The organism is Streptomyces sp. GESEQ-4 (assembly GCF_017948455.1).
In the GTDB taxonomy this organism is placed as follows: Bacteria; Actinomycetota; Actinomycetes; order Streptomycetales; family Streptomycetaceae; genus Streptomyces.
In genome coordinates, this window is the sequence record NZ_JAFFSU010000003.1 from 301,447 (window position 1) to 314,762 (window position 13,316).

The 13,316-nt window shown below is 71.4% G+C and carries 10 protein-coding genes; 6 read left to right on the forward strand and 4 right to left on the reverse strand.

Features of this window, described 5'->3' with window-relative positions; genetic code table 11:
* Nucleotides 1-44: 44 nt before the first annotated feature.
* A complete protein-coding gene (locus tag KCH48_RS09590; RefSeq protein WP_210572025.1) occupies nucleotides 45-2,816 on the forward strand; it encodes a LuxR family transcriptional regulator in 2,772 nt (923 codons plus the stop codon).
* A 21-nt stretch (nucleotides 2,817-2,837) separates the two neighbouring features.
* On the opposite strand, the gene KCH48_RS09595 is transcribed toward KCH48_RS09590, so the two are convergent.
* Complete coding sequence (locus KCH48_RS09595) at nucleotides 2,838-3,245, reverse strand: OsmC family protein (RefSeq protein ID WP_210572026.1); 408 nt, start codon at nucleotides 3,243-3,245, stop codon at nucleotides 2,838-2,840.
* A 281-nt stretch (nucleotides 3,246-3,526) separates the two neighbouring features.
* Between KCH48_RS09595 and KCH48_RS09600 the strand changes: the two genes are divergently transcribed.
* The gene (locus KCH48_RS09600) at nucleotides 3,527-4,237 is read left to right on the forward strand and encodes a sigma-70 family RNA polymerase sigma factor (protein WP_210572027.1); all 711 of its coding nucleotides are present in this window, start codon (nucleotides 3,527-3,529) and stop codon (nucleotides 4,235-4,237) included.
* Between the two features lie 85 nt (nucleotides 4,238-4,322).
* Nucleotides 4,323-5,066, forward strand: coding sequence for an SDR family oxidoreductase (locus KCH48_RS09605; RefSeq protein ID WP_210572029.1), 744 nt, complete (start codon nucleotides 4,323-4,325; stop codon nucleotides 5,064-5,066).
* 24 nt (nucleotides 5,067-5,090) lie between these two features.
* Here KCH48_RS09605 and KCH48_RS09610 read toward each other — a convergent pair whose 3' ends face one another.
* Nucleotides 5,091-7,832 carry an AAA family ATPase gene (locus KCH48_RS09610; RefSeq protein WP_307840848.1) on the reverse strand — a complete coding sequence of 914 codons (2,742 nt, stop codon included), beginning with the start codon at nucleotides 7,830-7,832 and terminating at the stop codon, nucleotides 5,091-5,093.
* Between the two features lie 122 nt (nucleotides 7,833-7,954).
* Here KCH48_RS09610 and KCH48_RS09615 point away from each other — a divergent pair, with 122 nt between their 5' ends.
* A complete protein-coding gene (locus tag KCH48_RS09615; RefSeq protein ID WP_210572031.1) occupies nucleotides 7,955-9,421 on the forward strand; it encodes an aldehyde dehydrogenase family protein in 1,467 nt (488 codons plus the stop codon).
* A 171-nt stretch (nucleotides 9,422-9,592) separates the two neighbouring features.
* On the forward strand, nucleotides 9,593-10,423 hold the full coding sequence (locus tag KCH48_RS09620) for a helix-turn-helix transcriptional regulator (protein ID WP_210572032.1): 831 nt from the start codon (nucleotides 9,593-9,595) through the stop codon (nucleotides 10,421-10,423).
* 48 nt (nucleotides 10,424-10,471) lie between these two features.
* On the opposite strand, the gene KCH48_RS09625 is transcribed toward KCH48_RS09620, so the two are convergent.
* Nucleotides 10,472-11,080 carry a malonic semialdehyde reductase gene (locus tag KCH48_RS09625; protein WP_210572033.1) on the reverse strand — a complete coding sequence of 203 codons (609 nt, stop codon included), beginning with the start codon at nucleotides 11,078-11,080 and terminating at the stop codon, nucleotides 10,472-10,474.
* Between the two features lie 103 nt (nucleotides 11,081-11,183).
* Between KCH48_RS09625 and KCH48_RS09630 the strand changes: the two genes are divergently transcribed.
* Complete coding sequence (locus KCH48_RS09630; protein WP_210572037.1) at nucleotides 11,184-11,585, forward strand: helix-turn-helix domain-containing protein; 402 nt, start codon at nucleotides 11,184-11,186, stop codon at nucleotides 11,583-11,585.
* Between the two features lie 34 nt (nucleotides 11,586-11,619).
* On the opposite strand, the gene KCH48_RS09635 is transcribed toward KCH48_RS09630, so the two are convergent.
* Nucleotides 11,620-13,113: an FAD-binding protein gene (locus KCH48_RS09635; RefSeq protein ID WP_210572039.1), complete on the reverse strand. Its 1,494-nt coding sequence runs from the start codon at nucleotides 13,111-13,113 to the stop codon at nucleotides 11,620-11,622.
* Nucleotides 13,114-13,316 lie beyond the last annotated feature (203 nt).

The following is a 13,316-nucleotide window of genomic DNA, read 5'->3' on the forward strand; positions in this document are numbered from 1 at the left end:
TCGGTTGTGCGACGCCGGGGTATGGTGGCGGCCGGGAGGCCGCCATGGCGAGGGACGGAGCACGGACCGAACTCATCGGGCGGCAGGACGAGTGTCAGCTCCTCGAAGGTCTCCTCGCGCAGGTCAGGGCCGGTCAGAGCGGGGTTGTGGTGCTGCGCGGCGAAGCGGGGATCGGCAAGACCGAACTGCTGAACCATCTACTCGACCGGGCCACCGGATGCCGTGTCGTCCGGGCGGCCGGCGTGCAGTCTGAAATGGAACTCTCCTACGCCGGACTGCACCAGCTCTGCGCCCCGCTGTTGTCCCACCTCGACGGTCTCCCCGAGCCGCAGCGCGACGCACTGCGCACGGCCTTCGGCATGCAGGTCGGCGCCGCTCCCGACCGCTTCCTGGTCGGTCTGGCCACGCTGAGCCTGCTCGCCGCGGCCGTCGCAGACCAGCCACTGCTGTGCGTGGTCGACGACGCCCAGTGGCTGGACCGGGTGTCCGCCCAGACCCTGGAGTTCGTCGCGCGACGGCTGCTCGCCGAACCCGTCCTGCTCGTCCTGGCCGTCCGCGAGTCCGGCTCCCGTGAGGTCCTCGCGGACCTGCCCGAGCTTCCTGTGCGCGGACTGAACGAGCGTGATTCCGGCGAGCTTCTCGACTCGGTCGTCACCGGCCCGCTCGACCAGCGGGTTCGGGACCGCATCGTCGCCGAGACGCGCGGCAACCCGCTGGCCCTGCTGGAGCTGCCACGCGGCCTGACCCTCCTGGAGATGGCCGGCGGCTTCGGAGGACTGGAGACCCGCCCCCTGTCCGGCCAGATCGAGGCGGGCTTCCTCCGCCGTATCCGAGCCCTGCCCACGCAGACCCAGCAACTGCTGCTGATCGCGGCCACCGAGCCGGTCGGTGACGTGTCGCTGCTGCGGCACGCCGCCGAGCGCCTGGGCATCGACGTGGAGGCCGCCGCGACCGAGGCCGAGGCCGCGGGACTGATGACACTCGGCACCTGGGTGCGTTTCCGCCATCCACTGGTGCGCTCCGCTGCGTTCCGCGTCGTCGGCTTCGAGGAGCGCCGGCGCGTGCACCGAGCGCTGGCCGAGTCGATCGACCCGACGCTCTACCCAGAACGCCGTGTCTGGCACCTGGCGAGCGCCACGACGGGACCGGACGAGGCGGTGGCCGCCGAACTGGAGGAAACCGCCGGGAGGGCGCACGCGCGCGGTGGTGTCGCGGCGGCGGCGGCCTTTCTGCACCGGGCCACCGAACTCACGCCCGATCCCGTGCGCCGCGGAACCAGGGCACTCGCCGCGGCGCGGGCGAAGTACCAGGCAGGTGCCTTCGACACCGCGCGGGAACTGGTCGACGCGGCGGAACTGAGCCCCTTGGACGGGCTCGGAGCCGGCCGGGCGACCCTGCTGCGAGGGCAGATCATGTCCGCGGGCAAGAGCGCCAGCGCCGGACTGCCACTGCTGCTCGAAGCGGCCAAGCGGCTCCAGCCGTACGACTCCGCACTCGCCGGTCAGACGTACCGGGACGCGATCTACGCGGCCCTGACCGCCGGCCGGCTGGCCACGGGCGGGGTCCGCGACGTCGCCGAGGCGGTGCTGGCGACACCGGAACACGTCGACAGCGCGAGCCGCGAGGACCGCCTGCTGACCGGCCTCGCACGGGTCATCGTCGAGGGCTACTCCGTAGGCACGCCGATCCTCATGGACGCCGTCGCGGAGTTCCGGTCGGAAAAGCTCTCACGGGAGTACGGCCTGGGATGGCTTCCGCTCGCGTGCCGTACGGCGCACAACACCTGGGACTTCGCCGCCTGGTCCGAGCTGTCGGCGGAGCTGGTCGACCTCGCCCGCGACAACGGAGCGCTCGCCGTGCTGCCGTCGGCGCTCCTGCTGCGCCTGTCGAACCGCGTGTTCGCCGGCGACCTGCGCGGCGCCGCCTCCCTCGTCGTCGAGGCGGACGCGATCGGTGAGTCCATCGGCAGCAGCTTTTTCGCGCACTACGGCGCACTCGTCGTGGAGCCCTACCGGGGACGGGAGTCGACGACCCGGCGCGCGATCGAGACCGTCACCCACGACCGTCTCCTGCGCGGTGAGGGCAAGGTGACGACGGCCACCCAGTGGGCGACCGCGGTCCTGTGCAACGGTCTCGGCCGGTACGACGAGGCATACGTCGCGGCCGAGCGTGGCTGCGAGAACCCGCAGGAACTCGGGCTGTCCCTGCAGTCCCGGGTGGAACTCGTCGAAGCGGCCGTCCGACTGGGCCGTACCGAACGTGCGGCCGAGGCCGTGCGAACCATCGACGAGATGGCGCAGGTCAGTGGCACTCCCTGGGCGCTCGGCACCTCAGCCGCCACGCGGGCCCTGGTGAGCGAGGGGGAGGCCGCCGACGTCCTGCACCGGGAGGCGATCGAGCGGCTGGACACGGCCGAGACCCGGATGGACAGCGCCCGGGCACGACTCCGTTACGGCGAGTGGCTGCGCCTGCAACAGCGGCGGGCGGAGGCCCGTACCCGGCTCGGCGAGGCACACGAGATGCTCAGCGAAGCCGGAGCGGACGCGTTCGCCGAGCGCGCGCGACGGGAGTTGCAGGCCGTGGGCGTCAAGGTGAGCGTCCGCGCCTCCACGGCGTCGGCCGCCCTCACCGCAAAGGAGGTCGAGATCGCCCGGCTGGCCCAGGGAGGCTTCACCAACCCGCAGATCGGCGCCCGGCTGTTCCTCAGCCCGCACACGGTCGAATGGCATTTGCGCAAGGTCTTCGCGAAGTTGGGCATCTCCTCCCGCAAGGAGATCGGCTCGGTGCACCTGGACGCGTTGGCGACCACATCCTGACCGCCGACGTGCCGACGGGGCCTAGACGGGCGACGCGTCCGGTTCCGCCAGCAGAGCGGGTACGGTGACGATCTTCGCCTCCCGGGTCAGCAGCCGGTGAATGGGACAGCGTCCGGCCGCCGCCAGCAACTGCTCCCGCTGAGCCGGGTCCAGGTCGCCGGTCAGCCCGACGTTCTTGACGATGTCCTTCTGCTCTCCGAACCGGACGGCGACGTCGACCCGTTCCAGTGGCCAGTCGTGCCGGTCCGCCATGGCCCGCACCGCCATGGAGGTGCAGGACCCCAGCGCGGCCAGCAGCAGCTCTCCCGGGGTGGGACCCGAGTCGTCGCTCATGGGCTCGGGCTCGTCGGCCGTCAGGTGGTGAGGGCCGATCGTGACGGATCGGGTGAGCCGCCCACCTTCGGCGACGGTCACGATGCGCGTGGTCATGGGTCTTCCTCTCGGCCGAGACGCGGGGACCATGGTGTGGCTCATCCCTCTGCCTCAGAGACCGAGCGGCGTACGGCCATGTGACAGGTCGGCCCGGAAAAGATCGAGTGTCCTGGCCGGTCCCGGGTCGCGGAGCGCGACCACGGTCCCACCACGGCCTGACTACGGCACCACCACGCAGCTCCCACGGACCGTCAATGGCGCGGTGCCGGCGCCGCCGCGCGAGGTTGGGACCAGCGGTGTTCCGAAGCCGCTGACCCATCCCGGCGGAGGAGTCGACCGTGGAGACATATCTGTGGGAAGCCAGGCGCACGCCGGTCCTGGGCGGTCGCCCGGCGGCCTCGACCATCGACGACTTGGAGGACGCGGCAGCCGTCTACTGGCGGATCCGGCCCTCACTCATCACGATCGCCCATCGCATCGTCGGCAACGCGACCGAGGCCGAGGACGTGCTGCAGGAAGTGTGGCTGCGGCTGCACCGCACGGACCGCCATGCCGTGCACAGCCCGTCGGCGCTGCTCCGGACGATCACCGTCCGGGTGGCGATCAACGTCCTTCACTCGGCCCGCAGACGGCGCGAGTACTGCGCCACCCCCTGGCTTCCGGAGCCGCCCGACCCCGACGCCACACCGGAGGCCGTGGCCGAGCGACAGGACGCGGTGGAAGGAGCGGTCGGCCTGCTGCTGGAGACGCTGACACCCCGGCAGCGCGCCGCGTTCGTCCTTCGGGAGGGGTTCGGATATCCGTACGATCGAATCGCCGCGCTGCTCGACATCAGCGTCGTCAACGCGCGACAGCAGGTCGCCCGTGCCCAGCGGCGCCTCCTCGGACACGGCCGGCGGCGCTCGGTGGACGCCGTCACGCACCGCCGCCTCGTGCAGGCGTTCTTCGCGGCCGCTCAGGCAGGTGACATGGCCCGGTTGGAGCAGGTCCTCCTGAACGACGTCGGACGGCCCGAGGGCGCGTCGGCGGCTCGGACTGCGGACGGTTGACCCTGGCCGTGTGCTGTCACAGACGTGGCGCCTGTCCTGTCTGTAGGACGGAGCTGACAACCAGGTCGGTGGAAAGAGGGATCACATGCAGGTGGCCGTGGCCGGAGGTACCGGTCTGGTGGGAAGACACGTCGTCGCGGAGCTGCGAGCCGCCGGACACTCGCCGGTGATCCTCGCTCGTTCGCACGGCGTGGACCTGACCACCGGCGCAGGCCTGGCGGAGAAGCTGGCCGGCAGCGATGCGGTGATCGACGTGGCGAACGTCGTCACCACGCGGAAGAAGGTCGCCGTCGACTTCTTCTCCCGAGCGACCGGCCACCTGATCTCCGCGGCGCGCTCGCACGGAATCGGTCATCTGGTCACCCTGTCGATCGTCGGCAGCGACGAGGTCGACTTCGGCTACTACTTCGGCAAGCGCGTGCAGGAGGAACTGGTCCGCGACGGAGGAGTGCCGTGGACGGTGCTGCGCGCCACCCAGTTCTTCGAGTTCCCCGAGCCCCTGCTGGCCGCGAGATTCCCCGTGGTCATGATGCCGAGAATGCTCACCCAGCCCGTCGCCGCGCAGGACGTCGCGGAGACGCTCGTCGAGCACGCGGTACGCGGCCCGGCCGGGATGGCACCGCAGATCGCGGGGCCCGACCAACTGGACATGGTGGACATGGCGCGTCGCATCGTGCGCTCCCAGGGCCGGCGCCGCCTCGTCGTGCCGGTGACGCTTCCTGGCAAGGTCGGCAGAGCGTTGACCACGGGCGGCCTGCTGCCGCGTGGAGAGTACGTCCGGGGGCGCCGGACCTTCGACGCCCATCTCACGCCCCGCGGGGCGTCCTGAGATGCCACGTCCGCGAAGCGCCGCTCACAAGGCAGTGCGCAGCAGCCGCCGGGACGTGATGCCGAGCTTGGCGTACACCTTCCGCAGATGCCATTCCACGGTGTGCGGGCTCAAGAACAGCTGGGCGCCGATCTCGGAGTTGGTGAGCCCGTCCCGGGCCAGACGTGCGATCTGGGCCTCCTGAGCGGTGAGCGCCGTCGCGGCGGTGCCGTCGCGACGGGCCACCGACTCACCGGTGGCCCGCAATTCACGTACGGCGCGCTCCGCGAAGGCGCCCGCACCGAACTGCGCGAACAGGGCGTGCGCCCTCCGCAACTGCGCACGGGCGTCAGCGGTGCGGCCCTCGCGCCGCAACCACTCCCCGTACAGCAGATGCGACCGGGCCGTCTCCATGGCGACGCGGGTGCGTCCGAGCCGCTCGATCGCCTCCCGGTACAACTCCTCGGCCGCACTGCCCTGACTGAGCAGCGCCCGGGAACGCGCCTGGACGCCCAACGCCCAGTCCGTGGCGGCGGCGTCCGTGATCTGGATCAGCCGGACCAGCGCTTCCTCCGCCGCGTCGGGGCGGCCGCTGCGCACCCCGGCCTCCACCTGCTCGACCAGTCCCCAGTTGGCCGCGACCAGGTCCTGCGGATGGGCACTCGCCAGCCGGGCGGCCTCCCATGCCTCCTCGTACTTGCCCAGACCGTTGTGGAGCAGAGCTCCGGCCCGGCGTGCGACGGCCACGCCGAGGCCCTCACCTCGCTGGACGGCCTCCTCCATCCTGGCCCCGATCAACGCGGCGGCTTCGCTCGCGTGCCCCTGCCAGGCGGCGAGCGTCATCGTGCCGTACGGCGCGAAGCCGCTGCCGACCGCCTCCTGGACCCGGTCGATCTCCGCGACGAGCAGCGCCGCCGCGTCCAGTTCACCGGCGCATGCGTGGATGACGACCCGTGAGTTGAGCGCGAGCGGCAGCTCGGTCAGCGCGCCGACGGCGCGGGCGGTCCGCACATGGCGTGCGGTCAGCTCCGTCCAGCCCTCGAAGTCCCACATCTCGGCCGCCAGCGTCGAGGCCAGCCACGACCAGCGCAGCACCTTGTCGGGCTCGGCCTCCCGGCGGAACGCGCTCACCGCGGCGCGCGAGACGGCGACAGCGTCGCGGAACCCGGCGGTGAAGCGGGTGGCGAGGGCCTCCAGGAGCAGATCGGCGCTGGTCGGCGGTCCCGTGTACGGCGGGGACGTCTGCTGCGCCGCCGCCGCCACCTCGCGTACGCCCGCCTCGGACGCGAGGCGCCCGGCGAAGATGGCGGCCGACAGGGTGTCCAGGAAGGTTTCGCGAGCCAGCCCGACATCGAGCGGCACCATGTGCCGCGCGGTGACCAGCAGTTGGGGGAGCGCTTCGGCGATGCGACTGGAGGCGAGCGACAGCCGGGCCTCGACGAGGTCCGCGCGGGCGCGACCGAGTTCGTCGAGAACTCCGGCCCGCGCCAGGGCCAGCAGATCGCGAGCCGCGGCGGGCGCACCGGCCCGGAGCTTCGCCTGAGCCGCGGCGAGGGCGCGCTCGGCCTTGCGCCGTGGGTCGGGCGTCAGCACGGCCGCGTGGGCGAGGAACGCGGCCGCCGCCGCCGTGCCGCCCCGGGCCACCGCCCGCCCGGCCGACGACTCGAGTTCGGCGGCGATGGTCTCGTCCGGCCTGACCGTCGCCCGCGCGAGGTGCCAGGCGCGGCGGTCGGGGTCGAGGACAGGGTCGGTCACCTCCGCCAGGGCCCGGTGGACCTCTCGCAGCTCCGCGAGTCCGGCCGACCGGTAGACGGCGGAGCGCAGCACCGGATGCCTGAAACGCACCAGGGCCCCGACTTCGAGCAGCCCCGCCGTCACGGCCGGGCCGGCCGCGTCCGGGCTGATGCCCAGGAGCTCGACGGCGCTTCTGAGCAGCGTCATGTCACCGATCGGCTCGGCGGCGGCGGTCAGCAGCAGTCGCTGCGTCGCGGTCGGCAGCGAGCGCACCCGTGCCAGGTAGTTCCGCTCGATCCGGCCGGTCACCCGCCCGAGGCCGGGAGGAGCGGATCCCCCCACCGGTTCCGCGTCGATGCGGCCGTGGGGGAGTTCCAGCAACGCGAGGGGGTTGCCGCGTGCCTCGGCTAGGACGCGGTCGCGGATCCGCTCGTCCATCGGGCCGACGATCGCCGTGTCCAGCAGAGCGCGGGCGTCGGCGTCGTCCAGGCCGTGCAGCGTCAGCTCGGGCAGGCCGGCCAGGTCGTCGTGTCCGCGCTGCTCACGGGAGGCGAAGACCAGAGCCAGCGGTTCGGCGAGCATCCGTCGCGCCACGAAGGCCAGGGTTTGGGCGGAGACCCGGTCGAGCCACTGCGCGTCGTCCACGAGACAGAACAGCGGTTGCCGGGCAGCCACGTCGGTGAGCAGCCCGAGCACGGCCAGGCCGACCAGGAACCGGTCCGGAGGCGGCCCCGCGCTCACCCCGAACGCCGTGGCCAGGGCTTCTTGCTGAGGCGGCGGAAGGGAATCGACGTGCCCGAGGAAGGGAGCGCAGAGCTGATGCAGTCCCGCGAAGGGGATCTCCATCTCCGACTCGGCGCCCGCCGCACGGGCGACGCGGTGCACCGCGACGCGTGCCGCGAGGTGATCCAGGAGAACGGACTTCCCGATTCCGGCGTCTCCGCGCAGGACCAGGACCGCGCTGCGTCCGGCCTCGACCTCGGAGACCAGCTCTTCGAGCGCTCCGTACTCGTGGCGCCGACCGCGCAGTCGCTCCGCGCCGCCCCCGTTCACGCCCGCCCCCGCACGCGGCGAGCATAACAACACCGCTGGCTGCCGAGGCCGTTGTGAGGGTGCCTCCGCAGCGCTGAGATCCACTGCCGCGTGACCTGGATCATGGGCATGAGAGGGCATGGATGTCCCGCGACGAGCGATGTTCCCTTGGCGACATGAACGAAAGCGTCAAGACTCCTTTCCCAGCCCCGTCCCACTGGATCGACGGCCGCTCCGTCCGCGGTTCCGGGCCGTTGATCGACGTGGTGAACCCCGCCGACGAATCGGTCGTCACCCAGGTGCACGAGGGCACGGAAGAGGACGTGAACGCGGCGGTGGAAGCCGCGCTCGCCGCCCAGCCCGGATGGGCGGCGACGTCCCCGCAGCACCGTGCGGACGCCATGCGGCGCCTGGCCGAGGGCCTGCAGGCACGCAGCGAGGAACTGGCGGCCACCATCACCCTGGAGATGGGCGCCCCGATCGCTTTCTCGCGGCAGGCGCAGGTCGGATTCCCGGTCGCGTCGACCCTGGCCGCGGTCGCCTCGGCCGAACAGATCGAGTGGACGGAAGTGATCGAGAACTCGCTCGTCGTCCGCGAGCCCATCGGTGTGGTGGGGGCGATCACCCCGTGCAACTTCCCGCTGCAGCAGTTGGTGACCAAGGTGGTCCCCGCGATGCTCGCGGGCAACACTGTCGTCCTCAAGCCCTCGGAGACCTCTCCCCTCAGTGCCCGCATGTTCGCGGAGATCGCCACCGTGGCGGGCGTCCCGAACGGTGTGTTCAATGTGGTGCAGGGCACCGGCCCGGTCGTCGGTGAGGCCCTCTCCCGGCATCCGAAGATCGACATGATCTCCTTCACCGGGTCCACCCGCGCCGGCCGGAGCGTCTCCGTCGCCGCCTCCGGCACGGTGAAGCGCGTCGCGCTCGAACTGGGAGGCAAGGCGGCCCACATCGTCCTGCCCGAGGCCGACCTCGACTCCGCCGTCACTCGCGGACTGGCCTTCGCCTGGGCCAACGGCGGTCAGGCATGCGGCGCCTACGTACGCATGCTCGTGCCCGAGAACCTCCAGGAGACGGTGGTCGACAAGCTGCGGAAAGCGGCCGAGGAGTACGTGGTCGGCGACCCCGCCGACGAGGCCACGCGGATCGGCCCGCTCGCCTCGGAGACCCAGCGCCGACGCGTCGACGACTACATCCGGCGCGGCATCGCCGACGGCGCCACGCTGGTGGTGGGCGGCCCCGGCCGCCCGGAGGGCTTCAAGACCGGCGCCTACGTCCAGCCCACGATCTTCTCCGACGTCGACCCCGAGTCGGTCATCGCCCAGGAGGAGATCTTCGGCCCCGTCCTCGTCGTCATCCCCTACGCCGACGACGATGACGCCGTCGCGATAGCCAACGGCACGATGTACGGGCTCAACGCCGCGGTGACCGGTGACGAGGACCATGCCCTGGCCATCGCCCGGCGGCTGCGCGTCGGTCAGGTCGACATCAACGGTGCACAGCACAACTTCCAGGCCCCGTTCGGCGGGTACAAGCAGTCCGGCAACGGCCGGGAGATGGGCCGAGCCGGCCTTGAGGAGTTCCTCGAGACCAAGGCGATCACCCGCTGACGCGACGCCGTCAGGACCGGAGAACACACTGTTTGATGGAATGCGGGAGCTGGTCGGACTGTTCACACAGTGTTGACAGACCAAGCGGCTCCCGCAGTCGCGTGCGAACCAACTGTTTCCCGCGTCGCGTGCGAGCCGACTGTTTCCCGCGTCGCGTGCGAAAGGACAACCATGGCAGACCGGGCAGCGCTCGCCGCCTTCCTGCGAGCCCGCCGCGAGGCCCTTCAACCCGAGGACGTCGGGTTGCCCCGCGGTCGCCGCAGGCGCACCGGAGGGCTGCGCCGCGAGGAGGTCGCGGCGCTGTGCGACATGTCGGTCGACTACTACAGCCGGCTCGAGCAGCCGCGCGGCCCCAATCCCTCGGAGCAGATGCTCGCCGCGATCGCCCGAGGACTGCACCTGTCGCTGGAAGAACGAGACCTCCTCTTCCAACTCGCCGGTAACGCCCTGCCGCGCCGTGCGCCGGGCGGCGACCACATCGCCCCCGGGATGATGCGCATCCTGGACCGGCTGGAGGACACGCCCGCCCAGGTGATGAACCACCTGGGCGAGACACTGAGGCAGACGCGCCCCGCCGTGGCGCTGCTGGGTGACCAGACGGCCCACACCGGACTGGCGCGCAGCTCCCACTACCGGTGGTTCACGGACCCCGGCGCCCGCCTCGTCCATCCCGAGCAGGACCACGCCGAGCAGAGCCGCCTGATGGTGGCGGACCTCCACAGCGCCTACTCCCGCGACGGACGCGACTCGCGCGCCGCCGGGCTCGTGGACGCACTGAACAGGGAGTGCCCCGAGTTCGCCGCCATCTGGCGGGAGCGCCCCGTGCTGAGGCCGTACTGCGCCCCGAAACGCTTCCACCACCCGCAGGTCGGGGCGCTCGAACTGCACTGCCAGACGCTGGTCGACCCCGACCAGTCCCAGCGGCTCGTGGTGTACACCGCGGCACCGGGAACCGAGAGCCACACCAACCTCCGGCTGCTGTCCCTCCTGCCGGTCAGGTAGGGGCACGGCCCCGGACCGACCGGCAGGAGGGACCGGCGCCCCCTGGCGTCAGGCCCAGTCGAGGGCGTGCTCGTGGTCCAGCCGCGGCATGCGGTCGAACGCCGGGGGTCCGGCCGGGTGGCCGATGTTGACGACGAGGATGGACGTCCAGTCGCCGTCGGCGAAGAACTCCTTGTCGATCCCGGCGGTGTCGAAGCCGCCCATCGGACCCGCGGCCAGGCCGAGGGCGCGGACGGCGAGGATGAAGTAGCCGGCCTGCAGCGGACCGTTGAACGCGGTGACGGCCTCACGCTGGGCGGGCTCGCTCTCGAAGTGCTCCTTCATCTCCGGGCGGATCGGCAGGATCTGCGGGATGTGCTCGTGGAAGCGGCGGTCCACGGCGAGCACCGCGACGACGGGCGCGGAGGCCGACTTCGGCCGGTTCCCCTCGTCCAGGTGCGGCAGCAGCCGCTCCTTGCCTTCGGGCGTATGGACGTACAGCACCCGCAGCGGCTGGGTGTTCGCGGCGGTCGGGGCCCAGCGGGCGAGCTCCCATATGGCGGTGAGCGTCTCGTCGTCGACCGGCGTTTCCGCGAAGGAGTACGCGGTGCGTGCGTCGGTGAAGAGCGCGGCGCGGGCCTCGGCGTCGATGCGGGGGAGGGCTCCTGGGACGGACATGCGGGATCTCCTGGCTCGTCTGAGTGAAGTAACTAGTAAAAGAACTGCTGCTATGAAAAACAGAGCAGCGGCCGGCAGGCTAGCACCCGGATACCCTGAGGTCATGGAGCAGGCGAAGGAGACTCAGTCGGCCGAGGCGAGCGGCGCGGATGTCGGGCAGCACCATCCGGCGGCCTGTGACTCCGCGCTGACCAGGGCGTTCAGCTTTCTCGGCAAGCGGTGGAACGGTGTCATCCTGGCCACCTTGCAGCACGGGCCCCTGGGCTACGCCGAATTGCGGCGCGCGGTCGAGGGCATCAGCGACTCGGTGCTCTCGGAGCGGCTCTCGGAACTGTCCGCCGCCGGTCTCACGCTCCGGGACGTGGAGCCCGGCCCGCCCGTCACGGTGCGCTATCGCCTCACCGCGGACGGAAGAGCTTTGATGCCCATCCTCGGTGAACTGGCCGGATGGGCCTCCCAGCACCTGCCGGAATCACGGACCTCGCGGGGCGGGCGGACCCCGTGAGCAGGCCGGCGGAACCACTGGGCCGGCCCGCGGATCAGAGGACATGGCCGTAGTGGAACGCGTCGGCCGAGACGTCGTGCATGAATTCGGCGAGGTGGGCGGGGAGGGAGGGGGCGGGCTCATGACGCACCCCGGTCGTCGGGGACCAGACCAGGTTGACGCCCGGATCGGGGTCGACATCGGGGTGGTCCGACCGGTGGTGACCGACCCGGGTCTCCCGCCGCTCCCTCGCACACTCCAGCGTGGCGCGCGCGGCGAGTACCGCGGACCTCAGATCGTAGGCGTGCGCGAGGTCCTGGTGACCGCCGATGTCGATGTGCACGGCGATGTGCCGCATGCGGTCCTCGATCTCGTCGAGGCCGGCGAGCCCGGCGGCCAGCCCGCTCCCGTCCCGTACGACACCGGCATACTCCGTCATCAGGTGGCGCACCGTCCGTAGCAGTGCGCGGGCGTTCTCGTGGCCGTCGCAGGCCAGCAGCCGGTTCACGTCCGACGCCGCGGCGCGCACCGCAGCAGGGGACCGGTGCTGGGCGGCGAGTCCGGCCGAGTAGTCCGCCGCGGCCCGGCCCGCGATACGGCCGTACACGAGGAGTTCGCTCAGCGAGTGCTCCTCGAACCGGTTCCCGCCGTGCGGCACGCCGGCCGCCTCCCCGACGACGTAGAGCCCGCCGACGTCGGTGCCGTGGTCCTCGGGCCGGACCCGGACGCCTCCCAGGGAGTACTGGGCCGTCGGCGCGACTTCGACCGGGTCGTGGGTGATGTCGAGCATCTGGAGGCGCAACAAGGACCGGTGAAGCTGCGGCAGACGCGTCAGGACGGTCTCACGCGGCAGGTGGGACAGGTCGAGCCACACACCGCCGGCCCGCGTGCCCCGGCCCTCCCTGATCTCCGTGCAGGACGCCAGGGCGACCCGGTCACGGCTGACGAGTTCCATGCGCTCGGCGTCGTAGCGTGCCATGAACCGCTCGCCGAGGTTGTTCAGCAGGATTCCGCCCTCATCGCGTGCCGCGTCACCGAGGAGTACGCCCGCCGCGGGCTCGGGCGCGATCAGGCCGAGGGGGTGGAAGCGCACCAGCTCGGGGTTGCGCAGCCGGGCGCCGGCCTCGACAGCCAGGCGGAAGGCGTCACCGGTGCTCTTGTGGCGACGTGACGACGTACGCCGCCAGATGCGCGTGTGACCTCCGGTCGCGAGGATCACGGAGTCGGCGTGCACGAGGTAGCGCGCGCCGTCGGCCAGGTCGAAGCCGTAGGCACCGAAAACCGTGCCGTCGTCGACCAGCAGCCTGGTGACGTAGACGCCGGACAGGACGGGAATGCCGAGTCGTTCCGTGTGTTCGCGCAGAACCCGCCGGCGGAGGACCGGTCCCTCGTCCTGCCGTTCGACGTTGTGATCGTCGTCAGCCGTGTGTTTCGCCACCACCATGACCGCGACGCCCGCCTCGGCGACCTCGACGGCGGCTCGAAGGCCCTCCTCACCGGCTCCGATCACGAGAACGGATGTGGCTAGCTGATGCCCGAGTGACAACATGGGACCTTCCTGCTGCAGTGGACGAGCGAGATCGTAGGCAGTGGTCGACCGGATGATGAACGCGGGTGTGACAGCTTCGCGGGGTTTGCTCACGTGGAATGTGTCACAAGGTTTGCACATAAGGTGTGGACACTCTTCCAGGTATCGTGACAAGGACCCTTCCTCCCACCATTGCGGGAACTCCCATCCCGGTCCGCCGAAGG

What these genes read in the sequence shown, in the direction of transcription:
- KCH48_RS09590 (WP_210572025.1), top strand. Translation starts at nt 45, where the DNA reads ATGGCGAGGGACGGAGCACGGACCGAACTCATCGGGCGGCAGGACGAG.
- KCH48_RS09595 (WP_210572026.1), bottom strand. Translation starts at nt 3,245, where the DNA reads ATGACCACGCGCATCGTGACCGTCGCCGAAGGTGGGCGGCTCACCCGA.
- KCH48_RS09605 (WP_210572029.1), top strand. Translation starts at nt 4,323, where the DNA reads ATGCAGGTGGCCGTGGCCGGAGGTACCGGTCTGGTGGGAAGACACGTC.
- KCH48_RS09615 (WP_210572031.1), top strand. Translation starts at nt 7,955, where the DNA reads ATGTCCCGCGACGAGCGATGTTCCCTTGGCGACATGAACGAAAGCGTC.
- KCH48_RS09620 (WP_210572032.1), top strand. Translation starts at nt 9,593, where the DNA reads ATGGCAGACCGGGCAGCGCTCGCCGCCTTCCTGCGAGCCCGCCGCGAG.
- KCH48_RS09625 (WP_210572033.1), bottom strand. Translation starts at nt 11,080, where the DNA reads ATGTCCGTCCCAGGAGCCCTCCCCCGCATCGACGCCGAGGCCCGCGCC.
- KCH48_RS09630 (WP_210572037.1), top strand. Translation starts at nt 11,184, where the DNA reads ATGGAGCAGGCGAAGGAGACTCAGTCGGCCGAGGCGAGCGGCGCGGAT.
- KCH48_RS09635 (WP_210572039.1), bottom strand. Translation starts at nt 13,113, where the DNA reads ATGTTGTCACTCGGGCATCAGCTAGCCACATCCGTTCTCGTGATCGGA.